At 38.6% G+C, this 16597-nt stretch carries 15 protein-coding genes; 6 read left to right on the top strand and 9 right to left on the bottom strand.

What is annotated here, in order from left to right; all coding sequences use genetic code 11:
- The first annotated feature begins 142 nt into the window (after positions 1–142).
- Entirely contained in the window at positions 143–364 is a 222-nt protein-coding gene (locus tag BLP52_RS01380) for a hypothetical protein (protein ID WP_154717762.1), read from the top strand.
- Between the two features lie 143 nt (positions 365–507).
- Here BLP52_RS01380 and BLP52_RS01375 read toward each other — a convergent pair whose 3' ends face one another.
- On the bottom strand, positions 508–1236 hold the full coding sequence (locus BLP52_RS01375; RefSeq protein WP_091708029.1) for an ATP-binding protein: 729 nt from the start codon (positions 1234–1236) through the stop codon (positions 508–510).
- Between the two features lie 236 nt (positions 1237–1472).
- On the opposite strand from BLP52_RS01375, the gene BLP52_RS01370 reads away from it, so the two are divergent.
- Together BLP52_RS01370 and BLP52_RS01365 are read left to right on the top strand one after the other, a co-directional pair.
- Positions 1473–2354 (top strand): nucleotidyltransferase domain-containing protein, encoded by an 882-nt coding sequence (locus BLP52_RS01370; RefSeq protein WP_091708027.1) that lies wholly within the window; start codon positions 1473–1475, stop codon positions 2352–2354.
- Positions 2345–2959 carry a Cap15 family cyclic dinucleotide receptor domain-containing protein gene (locus tag BLP52_RS01365; protein ID WP_154717761.1) on the top strand — a complete coding sequence of 205 codons (615 nt, stop codon included), beginning with the start codon at positions 2345–2347 and terminating at the stop codon, positions 2957–2959. The genes BLP52_RS01370 and BLP52_RS01365 overlap by 10 nt, the downstream gene beginning before the upstream one ends.
- On the opposite strand, the gene BLP52_RS01360 is transcribed toward BLP52_RS01365, so the two are convergent.
- Positions 2954–3154: a hypothetical protein gene (locus BLP52_RS01360; protein WP_091708023.1), complete on the bottom strand. Its 201-nt coding sequence runs from the start codon at positions 3152–3154 to the stop codon at positions 2954–2956. The two genes, BLP52_RS01365 and BLP52_RS01360, sit on opposite strands and share 6 nt — an antisense overlap.
- A 127-nt stretch (positions 3155–3281) precedes the next feature.
- Complete coding sequence (locus BLP52_RS01355) at positions 3282–4781, bottom strand: S-layer protein domain-containing protein (RefSeq protein WP_091708021.1); 1500 nt, start codon at positions 4779–4781, stop codon at positions 3282–3284.
- A 155-nt stretch (positions 4782–4936) separates the two neighbouring features.
- Between BLP52_RS01355 and BLP52_RS01350 the strand changes: the two genes are divergently transcribed.
- Both BLP52_RS01350 and pyrF read left to right on the top strand, forming a co-directional pair.
- Positions 4937–5890, top strand: a complete 954-nt coding sequence (locus BLP52_RS01350) for a deoxyhypusine synthase (protein WP_091708019.1) — start codon at positions 4937–4939, stop codon at positions 5888–5890.
- A 22-nt stretch (positions 5891–5912) separates the two neighbouring features.
- On the top strand, positions 5913–6566 hold the full coding sequence (gene pyrF / locus BLP52_RS01345; RefSeq protein WP_091708018.1) for an orotidine-5'-phosphate decarboxylase: 654 nt from the start codon (positions 5913–5915) through the stop codon (positions 6564–6566).
- A 152-nt stretch (positions 6567–6718) separates the two neighbouring features.
- On the opposite strand, the gene BLP52_RS01340 is transcribed toward pyrF, so the two are convergent.
- The 6 genes from BLP52_RS01340 to BLP52_RS01315 form a co-directional block, all read right to left on the bottom strand.
- Positions 6719–8389 carry a hypothetical protein gene (locus tag BLP52_RS01340; RefSeq protein WP_091708017.1) on the bottom strand — a complete coding sequence of 557 codons (1671 nt, stop codon included), beginning with the start codon at positions 8387–8389 and terminating at the stop codon, positions 6719–6721.
- On the bottom strand, positions 8386–9423 hold the full coding sequence (locus tag BLP52_RS01335) for a rod shape-determining protein (protein ID WP_162272919.1): 1038 nt from the start codon (positions 9421–9423) through the stop codon (positions 8386–8388). Before BLP52_RS01335 ends, BLP52_RS01340 begins: the two co-directional genes overlap by 4 nt.
- A 234-nt stretch (positions 9424–9657) precedes the next feature.
- Entirely contained in the window at positions 9658–10551 is an 894-nt protein-coding gene (locus BLP52_RS01330) for a Ppx/GppA phosphatase family protein (protein WP_091708014.1), read from the bottom strand.
- Positions 10551–12629 (bottom strand): polyphosphate kinase 1, encoded by a 2079-nt coding sequence (gene ppk1, locus BLP52_RS01325; RefSeq protein ID WP_238380674.1) that lies wholly within the window; start codon positions 12627–12629, stop codon positions 10551–10553. The genes BLP52_RS01330 and ppk1 overlap by 1 nt, the downstream gene beginning before the upstream one ends.
- Positions 12630–12779: 150 nt before the next feature.
- Positions 12780–14702 carry a CHAD domain-containing protein gene (locus BLP52_RS01320; RefSeq protein ID WP_091708012.1) on the bottom strand — a complete coding sequence of 641 codons (1923 nt, stop codon included), beginning with the start codon at positions 14700–14702 and terminating at the stop codon, positions 12780–12782.
- A gap of 80 nt (positions 14703–14782) precedes the next feature.
- Positions 14783–15142, bottom strand: a complete 360-nt coding sequence (locus tag BLP52_RS01315) for a DUF362 domain-containing protein (protein WP_091708010.1) — start codon at positions 15140–15142, stop codon at positions 14783–14785.
- A gap of 148 nt (positions 15143–15290) precedes the next feature.
- Between BLP52_RS01315 and BLP52_RS01310 the strand changes: the two genes are divergently transcribed.
- Positions 15291–16565 (top strand): MgtC/SapB family protein, encoded by a 1275-nt coding sequence (locus BLP52_RS01310; protein WP_238380695.1) that lies wholly within the window; start codon positions 15291–15293, stop codon positions 16563–16565.
- Positions 16566–16597: the final 32 nt, after the last annotated feature.

Raw genomic sequence — 16597 nt, 5'->3', positions numbered from 1 at the left:
ATGCGTTATAGTATGAAGAGCGGTAGCTATTTTCTTTACTCTCATTTCAGGGAAAAGTTGGAAATGCGTGGGGGCTCAAAAGTTCCCTGGAAACCCAAAAAAGAGATATTTCATTAAATGAATAATATATATGGGTGATTCTATGAAAAGAACGTTCGCAGTATTGCTTGCTATTGCACTTGCCATAACGATGTTCGCCGGCAATGCAATAGCCGATGAGAACTATAACGACCACAGCGCGGATGATTCACAACCGCAGCCCGGTCCTGTCAATGACGATGCAAAGGGAGATCCAGCACCACCATGTGATCCAAATGAGGACATTGATCCTGCAGAGGACCGTACAAGAAACAAAGATGCTTGATATGCTTTTCTTTTTTTTGTTCTATAATTCTCTACAATTTGAAATAAATCTGAAGTGGGAAAGTTATTGAAGATGCGGTTTGAAAATCAGTAAAAATATTCTGTGTTTCAATGCTGACACAAGCTGTGCCAAAATTGTAGCTATTATTTCCCAACTACTTCCCAGTGACCGCCCCTGTCTGCTCCAACTCTCTTTAGCAATCCTTCATCTTTTAGTTTCTTAATATGCCATTCAATACCTTTGTCTGTTATTCCTGTCAATTTTGCCAGTTCAGCAGTTGTTACCTGAGGGTTTTGGGAAATGATATTCAGTATTTTCTCCCTAGTTTTCTCCCTAGTTTTCTCCCTAGTTTTCTCCGACACTTTTTCAGGAATAGTGTCTTTTTCCAGTGGGAAAGTTATCTTATAGTGGTCTATATCACTTGAAACCTCGGGTTCAATCTCATAATACGACTTCCAGCCACTGAACATCTTATCAAAGCCAGAGCCTGCATTTTCAGAGAGTTTGATTACTCTGAATATTTTAGCGATAATAGGGTTTCTTGGCATTGTGAAGTCTTCTTTTATGATGGACTCGATATCCTTTGGCAGGCTGCCGGGATTTAAGAACTCTATCCGATCAAGGAAAACTCTTATCCTTGGCTTCATTGGGCTGAAATAATCGCAGTGCATCAGAAGATTCACTAGAGCTTCACGGACAGCAACAAGCTGGGGTTGGCTGTCGGTGGCAAAGCCATCAGCTCTTAACATAAACGGGAGATCAATCTTTTTGATAAGGCGTTCAAAAATGCTGAAATAGAACCGGAAAAGGTTCTCTTCCTCAGAAAGCCTGTAATTGTATCGTGTCGGTGCATCAGAATATGATGTATCCATCCAAGGGAATTATGGATATCTATAGTTCGGTTAGTGGCAGGAGAGGTTGTTGATATACGGTTTGAGTGAAGAATAATTATCGTATAGTGGACAGTGCACATTATCATAGTACTATTTTGTAATCTTTTCCTGAGTAGGAAATGTCTGTGCACAAAACCCAAAACAATATAAAATTTATGAGTAAAGTATATAGTTAATTTCACCATTAATGTTGTATATTCTATAGGTGACATTAGATGACAATACCTGAAAATCAACTGGATATCTGGGCAAATCCCGGTTCACAAGCTAAATATAAAGATGCACATGAATCAATACGCAAGGCTATAGCTGCATATAGTTGGCCAAGTGGAAAGCCAAATTATGAAATCTATCTACAGGGCTCATATAAGAATTCAACAACAACCAGAAGTAATAGTGATGTTGATGTTGTTATACAATTAAATTCAACTTTCCGAGAGGATTTAAGCAAATTATCACAACCTGAAAAAGATGCATATAACAAAGATCATTCTAATGCAACATATCTTTGGGATAATTTTAGATCAGATATTTTTAGTGCCTTAAACAATAAGAATGGTTTTACAGTAAATCAGGGAAATAAATGTATTAAAGTGAAAACTCCATACTTAGATGCAGATGTTGTTGTTTGTATGCAATATCGGCTTTATGAAAAATACTCTAATAGTGTACATGAAAAATACATTGAAGGAATGACTTTTAAGTCAAATGAAGGGTGGGTAGTAAATTATCCGAAACAACATGACAAAAATGGGACACTAAAAAGCAATAATACTAATGGCAATTATTACTCTGCAATCAGGATATTCAAAAATATAAAATCAAAACTTATTGATAATAATTTAATTGGTAAAAGTGAAGCACCTTCATATTTCATTGAATGTTTACTTTACAATATTCCAAATTCCAAATTTGAGTCATGTTATGGAAATACAGTCTATAATGTACTGTCGTATCTGAATCAAAGTGATATAAGTAATTTTAAATGTCAAAATGGAGTTACAGATCTTTTTGGGGATTCATCTGATCAGTGGTCGACAGGCAAAGCTCAAAAATTTATAAATAGTGCTATTAAATTTTGGAACGATTGGAAGTAATTATGCATTCATATTCTATTGATGAAAAGAGGATTAAAATATTAAGTTCCATAGGAAGCTTAGCATTTATAGCTTCCTTAATAATCCTCAAAATTTTCAATCCAATTGTGGATAATATCAATGCTCTTCCTTACATTAATCATGTTCCATATATTCCACAATTGGCAACTTTTGGATTCTTATATATGCTATTTTTCTATCTTTTAGACAGAGTTCTCTGGAAAATATCATTAAAAGGATTCAGGCTATCAAAAGTTCCAGATTTAAATGGAAAATGGAAAGGACATATAATAACAAGTCATAATTCAAGATATAAAATCGATATTACAGTCGATATCCAACAAACATGGAGTTCTATCTCTATTATTTTGAAAACGAATACTTCAAAATCAAAGAGTGAGGTTGCCTCTATATCATTGTCAGAATCTCGATTGGTTTATCAATATGTAAATGAACCCTCTTCAAATTCAGCAGAAACTATGCATAAACATTATGGCATCACGTTCTTGGATTTTGAAGAAATTAATACTTTGAAAGGAAGTTATTTTACTTGCAGGGACAGGCAAACTCATGGAGATATTTTTCTTAAAAGAAGCAAATCATAATTTAACTGAACCATTCTGTCTGGCAAACACTCTCAAACGCTGCATCATATACGATATCGTCTCTTTTCCGGTTATTCTTGTAACAGGCAATCCGTGATTAAATGCATTCATTATTGCATTTTTAGATGCATTTCTGGCAATTCTTTCGATGGTTCTTGTTGGAATTTCACAGCTTCGCTTTTTTGGTGTTTGCATTGAAGGTATCTTGGTAGCAAATTTTGTATATGTAGTTGTATGATGTTGAATAGAACCATTTTGATTTGGGTTGTGAAGGTGTTAGTAAAGAATTTTCTTCTTTATGGGATGAGCAGTAATTTAGAGATTAGACGTACTCTCTTATCAGTTTGAATGCAAGATCATCTGAGTCAGTAACTTTTAATTTCATACCCTCTGCTATTTCTTGAATTGAATTTCTTGTTAATAATATTGGGTCTTCATTCACCATAATCATTGAACTATCAACAATACGGTCAACTTTCAAAATATCAAATTCGTCGCCTACTTCAAGCTCAAGGATATTCTCGTAATCAATTAGCCAGATGCCTTCGACTACAACAAGGCTATCTACCTGACCTTGAAATAACTTAGTTACATTCACTCTGAAAACTTCAACATTAATCTCATCTGCAATATCGGTATAATATATCCATGTTCTATCTGTTTTGTTGTCAACATGGATTACTTCATCTTCTATGAATTCACCGTCTTTTGATAATTCCATCCACACTCTGTCACCACTTACATCGATCTGCTTTGCGGTGAGTTCATAGCCATCAGCGAGCTTTAATTCAGAACCAAGTCTTAGAGTGTACTTGTCGCGGGTGTCAAGGAGAAGCTTGGTCAACTTGTTTGGTGTGCTATTCTTTAGTGGAACATACACATCCCCAAATAATTCCATAACGTTATAGGTGTCTTCCCATGCATCGGATTTAAAATCAATCTGCTCTATTCGAGTTTCATATACAAGTCCACCTTTCTTAATATTTCTATCATCAACAAAAGACCCACCATAAATCTTGAGCTTTTCTTGAGAAATGAATCCCTTAAAATTAGTTGCATTAATTTCGATATACATTTCATCATCTAAACCGATTATATCGTGAAGGTCTGTACCGATATATGTTATGTCTCCCTCGTAAACAGTACCGGATGTTGGAGTATTGGCAGATCTCACCCTTTCAGCCAATGAGCTACTTGTTTTATCTTTCTTGAGCAAAGACAATGTCTTTTGTCTTGAAACGTTTTTATGAAAATCCTTAAAATTAGAAATATTGTTATGGTTTGTATCTTCCATTGTGATTTTTGGAGAAGGCTCCGCTTTACTGTCCAGCAGGTTTTTTGTGATATGGTTTGCCAATTCAATGAACTGATTATCAGGAATATTTTTATTATTTTCAAACCATTCAAATTGTTTTTTTAACCTTAGAGATAATTTCTTCAACCCCGTACCTGTATTATCATATTCTATATATCTTGAATGTGCAATGTCAAAAGGAAGCGGAACATCACTTTTTTCTTTGATTAAAATGGTTCCTATTTTGCATGCGTGCCTAAGTCCTAATTCATAAAATACATTTGGATTTGGAAAAGTAATATCTGCAACTACATAATCAGAAGTCATTAATCTTTTAAGAATATCATTTGTAATAACTCCTGGTATATCAACATCGTCTGCACGTGTTACGTCCAAATCAGGTTTCGCTCTTAAAATAGCTTCCTTTATGAGGTCATCATATTTACTTCGAAGACTTTCAGCAGAAATCATTTCATCTCCGATTTTTTGATTTCCTATTGGCATTATCACAAAACAAGTTTTAACCATAATCTGAACACTACCCCTATATAATCTAAGAAAAGACCATAATCAATTAAAAATATTTCTAATTTATTGAGGTTTGTACTTAACTTTCTTCCTCACATAATAACCTTAAAGAACAACTTCATCGTTAACTCTGCTTATATTAAAGAGGCTTTCAAATGGAACATTGTCACTCACATAAAGATAAACTGAAAAATCCGATAAAACAGGCAAAGATTACAGAAAATATGGGCGTTGACGAACTGGTGCATGCAATCGATGGTTGTGCTTTTGGTGCAGGAAAACTTGCAGACGCCGTTGACATCTACACTGAGATGCTTGCAAACGGGTCAACCAGTTTCTTCGGACTTGCCGGTGCAATGGTGCCTGCGGGAATGAGGCAGATAGTTACCGATCTCATTTATGACGGCTACATCGATGTACTTGTCACAACCGGTGCTAACATGGTTCATGAAATCGTGGAATCCATGGGGCTGCATCACTACAAAGGCTGTGCGGAATGTGACGACATCGAACTTAAACACGAAGAAATAAACAGGATATACGATGTCTATCTCCCGGAACCTTATTTTATAGACTTTGAGGAAAAGATGAAGGCAATTCTCTCCGATGTTGGCAGTGACACAATATCCATCAGGGAATTCATGACACAGCTTGGAAATCACATTGAAGATAAGGACTCCATCTTAAAAGCCGCAGCAGACATGAATGTTCCGGTCTACTGTCCTGCAATCCAGGACTCAATGATCGGACTTCAGGCATGGCTTTTCAAACAGATGCACCCACTCAACGTTGATGCTTTTGCAGACATGAAAGAGATAATCGATATCTGCTATGAAGCAAAAGATCCGGGAGCAGTTCTTATCGGTGGCGGTGTCCCAAAGAACTACATTTTCCAGTCCATGCTTGTAACTCATCAGGAATTCGAGTATGCTATCCAGCTCACAATGGACACCCCGGAAACGGGAGGCTTAAGCGGTGCAACACTTGACGAAGCACGTTCATGGGGTAAGGTCAGCGAAACAGCACGCTCAGTAACAGTCCACTCCGATGCAACCATCACACTTCCGATCATGGTGGCAGCAGCAAGGAGCAGACTTTCAAAAATGTAAATTGCAGAGGGAGAGAAATCACATGGAAAGAAAGACAGGACTTATACTGGCACTTGATGTTACAGACAGGATGGAAGCCGTGGCAATATCCGAAAAGGTTGCAGGATATGTAGATGCGATCAAAATAGGATATCCACTCGTACTTTCAACCGGAATGGACATGATCAGCCAGCTTTCAAAATTCGCTCCTATCATTGCCGACTTTAAGGTTGCAGACATTCCTAACACAAACCGCCTGATATGCGAGCAGGTCTTCAAAGCAGGTGCAGATGCTGTGATTGTCCAGGGATTTACAGGACATGACAGCCTTGAAGCTGCCGTAAAACTTGCAAAGGAACAGGAAAAGGACATCTACGTGGTTACTGAAATGAGCCATCCTGGTGCACTTGATTTCATGCAGCAGGTCGGCGAAGGAATTGCAAAGATGGCAGCAGATGCAAAAGCATCAGGTGTTGTTGCACCTGCAACACGTCCTGAAAGGGTTGCAGAGATAAGAAAGATAATCGGAAACGAGCTTTCAATAATCTCACCCGGTGTCGGTGCACAGGGCGGATCAGCTTCCGATGTCATAAAAGCAGGAGCCAACTGGGTTATCGTTGGTAGAAGCATCTACCAGGCCGAAGATCCTGCAATGGCTGCAAAAAAGCTGGTTGATGAGATGAAAGAGTTCCTCTGAGAATTCCAGAGTGAAGAATTCGGAAACTGGAAACTCATTCAGACGTTTTCAGACGTTAGTATAGTAATATAATAGTGATACAGTGTGCCAATGATGAGAAATCACATCTGATTTATGATGAACCCTATGAGTTCTGAGGCACACATATAATTTCATATGAACTGTGGCTTATCCATCAGTTCCATATTGGATTTAAGTATCTGAGAGAACACTTCGTTCTTTTTCACATCAAATTTTGCTTCTTCAAGGTTCTTTTTAAGTTCAGAAACCGATGATTCAAGACTCTGTATGTAGATGGTCTGCTGTTCCAGCTTATTATTGAGCTTCTTAATGTCAAGGTTCTGGCGATGAATCGTGACATGAACACCTATCTCATTGTTTGTTTTCTCGATCATCTCGTCAAGTTCTTTTCTTTTCTCTTCCATCTCGGCCAGCATTTTCTCCATCTCAACCTCGAATTTTGAGTTATCTTCACGTTTTTGGTCAAGATTCTCGCTTTCAGCTTTGATCTCAGCTTTCTTTGTTTCAAGAGCTTTCATATCTTCTTGGAAAGCACGCTCTTTTTCTTCATGGGCCTTGATATTTTCTTCATGCTTCAACTTGAGTTGTTCACGCTCAGCCTTGAACCCATTTTTCATCTCCTCAAAAGTCTTCTCGTAGGCTTTGATTTTCTCCTCATGTGCCAGCTTGATCCTTTCATTCTCAGCCTCGAACTCAGCCTTTCTCTCCTCAAAGGTCGCCTCGCAGGCTCTGATGTTCTCTTCATGCTTTAACCTGAGTTGTTCACGCTCAGCCTTGAAAGCTTCTTTCTTCTCATCGAAAGCCTTTATCTTATCTTCAAAAGAAAGCTCCTTTTCCTGATGCTCTTTAAGCCTTTCTTCATAATTTGCAACAGTACTCTCCAGTTCCTTTGCCTTGTTTCCAATATCAGATATCTCTGTCTGGAGATGTTCTCTCATCTTTTCAACAGAAGAACGTTTATCAGCAAGAAGTGCTTCATCATCTTCCAATTGTGTTTTTACGGTCTGGATATCTGCCTTTTTCCTGTTAAGCTCTTTCAATTCAGAATAATAACCTGCCTTGATAACCTCAAGTGCTGCCTGGGAAGTCGCTTCACTGAACTCGATAGATAATTCTTCTCCTTTTGAAAGCTGCTCCTCAAGTATCCTGCACTGTTCATCCAGTTCGGATCTCTTTGTTTTGTACTGTTCAAATTCAGTTTCATAAGACGATCTCAGGGAATCAAGCTCATCCTTTTTAGTCTGGTATTCAGCAAGATCTTTTTCATGTTTCTGTCTGGATATTTCAAACTCTTTGACACGGGCTTCAAGTTCCCCGCGTTTCTTTTCAAACTCAGCGATCTCCTTTTCAAGATTATCTTTCTGATTCTGTGGAATAGCCTTCTTGGCTCTTTCAGTAGCAGATTTCACAATCGCACACTTTTTGCGGAGTTGTTTTTCCTGCTCGGAAAATTCGTTTTTTAGCTCATCAAGCTCTTTCTGTTTTTTCTCATACTCGCTAATATCAGCCTCATAGCGTTCTCTGATCTTAACAAGTTCTGCTTCTTTCTCGATAAGTTCCTCTATATTGGAATTGAAACCTTCAGGAATATTGACAGTATGAACTGTTTGAGTAGTATGATTGGTAAATGTGTCATCATCTTTTTCAGATGCTGGCATATAGTTATGAGGATTTGTAGAAGCAGTATTAGTCTCCTTCTCATATTCCTCTTTCATAACGGGCTTGCGGTAGATATTCGGGGTAAATACCTGTGATGAATTTTCATTTTCCTTTTTCCTACCTGATAAGTTCAATGGATTCATACTATCATTTCCTTAGTTTTGTTTTCAGCATTCAGCTGATTCCAGAATTCCGGTGGCATATTCTTTGCAATTTCAAGTGCACCTTCTGAGATCCCGTACACAGGATCGATATCAGAAATAACTTTACCACCGCCCAGCACCTTCAATTCGTTCTCGATAAAAGTATCAAGTCCCTCAAGATCGCTGGTCCCCCCTAAAATATGGATATTGTTCCTTAACTTTTCACGCAGTTCCGGCTCAATATCCGATATCAGTTTGATAATTCCCGACACAATGTCCGTTACAACGAACTCACATGCCAGTTGCAACTCTTCTAAAATAGATTCCTGGACATTGCCACTTTCCAGTGGAACCTCAACGACACAGTTGTTTGAGCCGGACCCCAGATGTCCGTATTTCTCTTTCCATTCACTGGCAAGTTCTTCAGTTACTTTTGAATCTTCCCACCTTTCGCTGATCAGTTTAACGATCTCAGAATCAATGTCCTTCCCGGCACATGAGATTCTCAGGCAATCATTTTCCCTGGGAACTTCACTGTCTATTATGGAAATATCCGTTTTACTGTAACCAATGTCAACTATTATGGACCTGTCAGGAAGATTGTTCTTGTAGGATGCACAAAAGAGTTCATCAACAAGCATAGCACCTGAAAATACCTCATTTGCAAGTTCAAGGAATTTACGTTTGTATTCTTTGCTTGCATTTGAAGGAGTTCCAAGTATTGCATAAGTATTTCTACTTGTGTCAATATCATGCTTTTCAAGAATAGATCTCAGGAACTTTCTGCAAGTATCTATGTCTTCTTCTGTCCTGAGCTCACCTTTGAAAAGCTCTTTTATATTCCCATTTGTCAGATCAAGTGCATCCTTGCCGGATACTACTTTTTGTTCCTGGTTGTTGCTGTTCTCACCGGAATAAGCAACAGTACTGCGTTCAGTGAACCTTTTTCCTTCACTGGTACACACAGAGGTTTTGAACATTCCTGCATCTATGCCAATATACAGGCTCTTATCACTGGTTGTCTGATCTTCCATGTAATCAACTGCTTGTTTTTGAGACCCACATGGAATTACAACAAAATACATGGGATCCGTTTTTCTTGATAAAAGTTGATTCGATTAAATCAGTATTTATATATTATGAACATAGGATTTGCCATCTATGGCTATATTTTCCGTACATAAATTTCAACATAATCACAAAAAGACATCAGTATGCCGGATATTTGGAAAATATTCCATGTTCAAAAAACACGGTAAATATGGACTTTATTTTATATATCTGTCTATATGTTTTTTATACAGTACATGCACTATTCCGTCTGCAAGACCAAGTTTTGGTACATGCATATATTCAATGTCACCCCATTTCATAACGGAGTAATATATCTTGGAAGCGGGAACTATAACATCTGCCCTGTCCGGCTTTAGACCAAGTTTTGTAATTCTCTGCTCCAGTGTGAATCCTCTCAGGTACTTTTTGAGTTGACGTATGTCGTCTCTTAACAGGAGTGTACCATCTTTTCGACCAGACATTCGATAAAGTTTATTTATGTTGCCGCCACTTCCAATTGCATAATCCGGTTTGTGTTCATTGGTAACTTTCCTTACCCACTTCTTCATTTCATTCCAGTCCTCTTTTGTCACAATACCTTCAAGCAGTCGGATGGTCCCGATATTAAATGACCTGTATGCAAAGACCTGTTTTCCCTTAAAAAGGATAAGTTCCGTACTTCCACCACCCACATCCACATGCAGGTAAGTTGAATCGCTGCTTCCTATTATTTTTTCTATCCTGTTGGAATAGATTATCTTTGCTTCCTTCCTGCCGCTTATCACTTTCAGATCAATGCCGCTTTTTTCTTTAATTCTGGCTATGATCTCATCACTGTTTTCTGCTTCTCGCATGGCTGAAGTGGCGCATGCCATGTAATTCAGTGGTTCGTACGCATCCATCAGATATTTGAAACCCATCATGGTTTTTACGAGGCTTGATTCTTTTTCCGGTGAGATGTTATTGTGAATGAAAGAATCTTCTCCAAGTCTGATTGGCATTCGTATAAATGATATCTTTTCAAAGACCGGTTCAACTCCTTCAGAATCAACTTTTGAGAGAAGAAGCCTGACAGCGTTTGAACCAACGTCTATGGCAGCGAATTTCATTATGTGTCCTCATTTTGCAGTTGCTTTTCAAGGAATGCGTATGTGTCTTCCTGGGCACGACAGATCTTACAATTGTTTCTAACGTACTTGTTATCCTGGGCTTCATTGATTATTCTGGCCTTTGTATTGTCAACAAACTGGATGTCCATATATTCTCTGAGTTCCTTTTTTAAAGCCACATCATATATCGGTGTAGCAACCTCGACACGCCTGTCAAGGTTCCTTACCATCCAGTCAGCAGATGAGATGAAGTATTTCTCATCACCATCATTGCAGAATATGAATATCCTGGAGTGTTCTAGATATTTGTCGACTATACTGATGACCTCAATGTTATCACTGCGTCCTTTAATACCCGGGACCAGTGAACATATACCCCTTACAACAAGTTTGATCTTTACACCCGCTTCGCTGGCTTCATAAAGCTGGTCTATCATTTCACTGTCCACAAGGCTGTTCATCTTGGCATGGATGTATGCAGGTTTCCCTTCTTTTGCGTTCTTGATCTCATTCTCAATAAGTCTTGTAAACTTATTTCTCATCTGAAGTGGTGCAACAAAAAGGTGTTCATAATCGTAGACCTTGTAGTTATGATCAAAGAAATCAAAGACCTTTTCAACTTCATGCGTAATGTCCTTGTTTCTGGTCATTAACATGTGGTCGCAATAGAGTTTGGCAGTTGACTCATTGAAATTACCGGTTCCGATACAGGAATAGTGAACGATGTCTTCACCTTCTTTTCTGGTAATGTGGCAGAGTTTGGAATGTACCTTAAGACCTGGCACACCATCGATGATCCTTGCACCTGCATCTTCCAGTTTCTGGGTCCAGTAAATGTTAGATTCTTCATCAAAACGTGCCTGAAGTTCAATGACAACAGTTACAGTTTTTCCATTCTTGATAGCGTTTATGAGTGCATTGATCACATTAGAATTGCGCGCAACCCTGTAAAGAGTGACTTTTATGCTTGTGACATTAGGGTCAATTGCTGCTTCTCTTAACAGGTCAATGAAATAATCAAAGGACTGGTATGGATAGTGAAGAAGGATATCTTTTTCCCTGATGGCGGCAAGCATGCTCTTGTAATTTCTCAGGTCTTTGTGAGGTAAAGGATGCTTTTTCTCATAATAGAATGATTCCGGTCCAATTTTCGGAAAACCCATGAAATCCTTAGCATTGTGATATTTACCACCAGGTACAAGGTTTTCGAAGTTTTCTATATCCAGTCTTTTCAGGGTGAAATCAAGAAGGTAATAAGGTATTTCCCTGTCATAAACAAAACGTACCGGTTGACCTTTTTTCCTTTCCTCAAGACTCTCTGATACTTTTTCAAAGAAACTCTTGGTAACATCATCATCAATATCGAGTTCAGCATCCCTTGTGAGCTTGATGGTGTACGCACCTATGGAGTCATAATCAAAGGTTGAGAATATATCATCCAGTCCGAAACGAATTATATCATCAAGCATGATCACACATTTACGTCCTTGTGAATCCGGGAGATTGACAAAACGGGGAAGTACATCTGCGGGAACTTCTATCAATGCGAATTTTGAGTTTTGAGGGTCCCATTTCTTCCTGACGTCGATAACAAGATAGATCACCTGGTTTTTAAGGTATGGGAAATCCGGAATATCCTTCAGCATCACAGGAATAAGACGTGGACGTACCTTCTCCTGGAAATAGACTTTCAGGAATGCTTTCTGGACATCATCCAACTGAGTTTCATCAACAATATAAATATTTTGGGTTTCAAGTTCCTTTGTCACTCTTGTGAAAACCTTATCGAATTCATCTCTCAGGTCAAGTACTGTACTGTGTACCTCTTTCATGACCTTCTTGGGTGAGACACCAACCATTGCTTTTGATTTAACGCCTGCATCTATCATTCTCTGCAGGGTACCGACTCTCACACTAAAGAATTCATCAAGATTGGAAGAAAATATCCCTAGGAATTTCAGACGCTCAAGTAAGGGGACACTTGGGTCCTTTGCTTCCTGCAGTACCCTTGCGTTGAAAGAAAGCCAGCTGATTTCCCTGTTGACATATTCGTTTACTTCATTTGGCATAAAACTCATGTTTTTCAGTTTTAAAAACGTTAGATAACTGTTGTGTTTTGAGAAAACAACAGTGATTCTATTATATAACACTTCATACAGTTTCATATATAGTAGTATATAGCACAATATAGCTTACATAATCAATACAATTCAGGTTGTAGATTATCATCAGGAATTGTAAATTCCTGCTATTGCCTGTGAGAACCTCACGCTGAAATCGGGATCGATAACCTTTGACCATGCATCAGGGAATGAATCAAGCAGAGATGCAAGTTCCTTCTTTCTATATTCAATATATGCATCAACGCCAGGATAGTCCCTGATACTTACAGAGTTCTTCTTTCCGTGGGTCTCTCCCCACACGCCATATTTCTCGAAGTTCTCAAGCATCTCAAGTGCAACCACAGTGTCATGCATATCACCAAGATTGTCCTGAAGGCCTTTGAGGTCTTTTATAAGGGTCTTTGTTTCAGAACCCAAGACTTCTTTAAAGAATTCTATGGTGTAACGCAGTATCTTCACATCTATTCTCAACTGATGGTATTTTTCAAGGTAAGGGTCAATAGTTGTGTCGTCAGTAAGTACATCACTATATGCTCTCACAGTCGCAAGCTGAGAGTAAAGAAGCACAGGCAGTACATCTACAACTCTGGCAGGTATAGGTTCACCATTTTTCTTTGCAGATTTCATCTTCCATGATTTCCTGGTACGCAGGTAATCTGCAAAGTTCTTTTTGAATTTATTGTAACGTGAATCATCAAGGTACACAAGCATACTTCCACGATGCTTTGCCCTTTCTATCAGGAGTGAATCTGTAAGAGGCTCAATTTCCAGAGCTCTTTCAAGTGGCTGGGCCGTAAGATAATGGTCTATTTTCTCAAGGAATACGTCCAGATCGCGTACAGCTCCAAGTGTCTTCCTTATGGACTTTATATCCTTGTAATAGGAAGACATCTCGTTCATGTTTAGATAATCTTCAAGAACTTCTACAGTTGAACGCATACGCATTGCAGCAACTCTCATGTCATGGAGTTCTTCAATATCCCGACCGATCTTGGTACCTCTCTCATGCTCCAGCATCTGTCCAAAATGATACATGAGGATCTTGCGTGCAGCTTCACGCATGGTATCATCAGATCTTATATCTGTTTTTTTAAGTGACCGGAATTCCGCATATGGAACAACAAGTTCCTGTACATCAGTTTTTTCCTTTGAACAAAGCGCTTCCTCAGATGAATATTGTGCTTCTCCCTCTCCTTTATTATCCTGAGTTCCTTCAATATCCTCGATCTCTTTTTCAATCTCAGGTTCAATAACTTCAGCTATCTCAGGGAATTGTGTTGTTTCAAGAGCGGTAGTTTCTTCCTGCTCGTCATCAACATTACATATTTTTACGCTTTTATCGTTAACCGCATCTGTTGCAGTTATACTTTTAGTCTCGGTGATGGATTTTTCCTCGTTGGATTCCATAAATAGAGGCTCCGGATGTTTTTCTTCTGAAGTGGTATTATTTATAATGTAAGTGTTCTCATCATCACTGGTACTTGTTATAAAAGCAGGCTCGTAGGTACCTGATGTGATATTTGTCATTAGTATGCCTGCAAAGGTTGTAAGAACAGAACAATCATTGTGTTGAGGTTCATATTGAACATTGTCCGTTTTATTCTTATCTTCCTGCTGTCCTGAATCTCCCAATGCCTGCAGGAAATAGTTCACAAATATATTGATAAGCAACAGGAAAATACCAAGTGAGTATGCTATAATTGCATAGCTGACCCTTGGATAGACCCAGTTATCAGGGAAAGATATCATAAAAATAAATAGTCCGATCGCGGATAACAAAAGACCGGCAAGGAAGGAATAGCTGCGTGAAAGCTTCTGGCCAATACCTGCAACATTTATTCCTGAAAGTATCAGCACAACGCCTGCACCAAATAACATGCAGACCACCAGAATTGTCTCTGAACCTGAACCACGGTTAAGTCTGCTGACAATAGCAAAAAGCAGTCCCGTCATACAGGATACAAGGCCTGCAAGAAAACCCAGTGATGCCGCTAAGGAATATTTCTTTACGAATATATTCGATGCCATTGTTCTCCCCCTGACAATCTCCAATTATTAATAATACTCTGCCTGGAATTTTGTATTGTTACAATATTGTCTTTCAATAATTAAAGTTTGATGCGCTTTAATTTTTTCATTGTTCCCTGAAAGATCTTTTGCTGGCGCTTCAGTTGCCTCATCTGACTTTTTATGGCGCGTTTCTTTGCTTTTTTACCCTTGTAATTTGAAATTGATGCTTTTGCAGCTTTTACATTTGAATCAATGGTGAAATCTATGATGTCCTTGTCCTTCAGAATCGCTTTGACCGGGCAGATCTTTATGCATTTTCCACAATTGATGCATTTGTCTTCTTCGATAAGGGCTTTACCTTTTACCATTTCAATGGCGTCCACCGGGCATTTCTTAACGCACTTCTTACATGACACACATTTCTTTTTATTGACCCATGGCATGATATCAGTCCCCATTACTAATGGGTTTAGAAGGTATAAAAGTATATACAGTGAATATGATATACTTAGAATGCTGCGTTATTAATTATTTGATTACTATAATACCTGTACAGAAGTTGAAATCGCATATGCCATTCAGTTGTTTGGGAGAAACGTGATCGCTATGAATGTTCAGTGGGCTCTTGATCCATTATATGCTATTATACTTGAAAAAATCATACTTTCAATGGCAATAGGTGTACTTGTAGGTCTTGAAAGAGAACACTGGCGTTCAGATAAAAAAATATTTGCAGGTGTGAGGACATTTTCCATTACGTGTATTGCCGGTACTCTTGCAACATTCCTGGTTGATTATATAGGTATGTGGATACTCGTACTGACAACATTACTGGTATTATTTGCTTCTGCATCCATTGTATATCTTGTCAACATCATCAAGGGAAAATCCGGCCTTACAACAGCTATTGCGTTATTCTGTACATATCTGCTCGGAGTTATTGTAGCTGAAGGATTCTATCTGATAGCCATAGTTACAGGACTTCTAATGACATTCCTGCTCATTGAGAAAAAACCACTTCATTCATTTGCAGAGCATCTCTCAGATGAAGACATAAGCAGCGCACTTAAATTTCTTGCAGTTGCCTTTGTGCTGTATCCGGTAATGCCAGAAGAACCTATCTTTGGAATAATAAATCTGAAACAATCCATACTTATTGTTGTACTTGTTTCTTTCATTAGTTTTGTAAGTTATGTATCCCTGAAAAAAATGGGTCCAAAAGGTGGTATCCCTTACTCTGGCTTTTTTGGAGGATTCATAAGCAGTGAAGCAACAGTTGCAGCTCTTGCAGGTCTGTCAAAAAAAGGTCCTTTGTTAAAAGATTCTGTTCATATAGGCTCCTTACTGGCAGTTGTATCCATGATAATCAGTAACACCATAATTGCGCTGATAGCAGACCCAACCGCTCAGACCGCTTCCATTATGGCCCCTCCTTTCATCATAATGGGAATAGTTGCTCTTACATTTGTGGCGATTAAATGGAAAAAGACATTAAATCCTCAGGAAAGTATCGAAATAGGATCACCTTTTGCCCTTGGTCCGGCATTCAAGTTCGGTGCCGTTTTTACAATACTCTTAATTATCGCAAATTATGCAAATGTATATGGAGGAGCCGAAGGAACCTACATAACGGCACTGGGTGGAATAGTCAGCAGCTCGGCAGTTACTGCTTCCGTTGCAGCCCTTGCTTTCTCAGGTAATATTTCCTATCACACTGCCGGCATAACGGCTATACTTGCAGGTCTTGTAAGCACCCTCAACAAGCCATTGTATATCAAGGTAAGTGGTTCACCGGAGTTTTTCAGAACAGCGGTATTATCTTTCATAGTGATTGCACTGGTTGGAACGGTCACTTTGCTGGTATGGAGCTTCTATATCTGATAATTTATACCAAATTCGTATCAATATAACTA

The organism is Methanolobus vulcani (genome assembly GCF_900100715.1).
In the GTDB taxonomy this organism is placed as follows: Archaea; Halobacteriota; Methanosarcinia; order Methanosarcinales; family Methanosarcinaceae; genus Methanolobus; species Methanolobus vulcani.
Note: the sequence above shows the minus strand (reverse complement) of the source record. Positions and strands in the feature narration are given on the sequence as shown.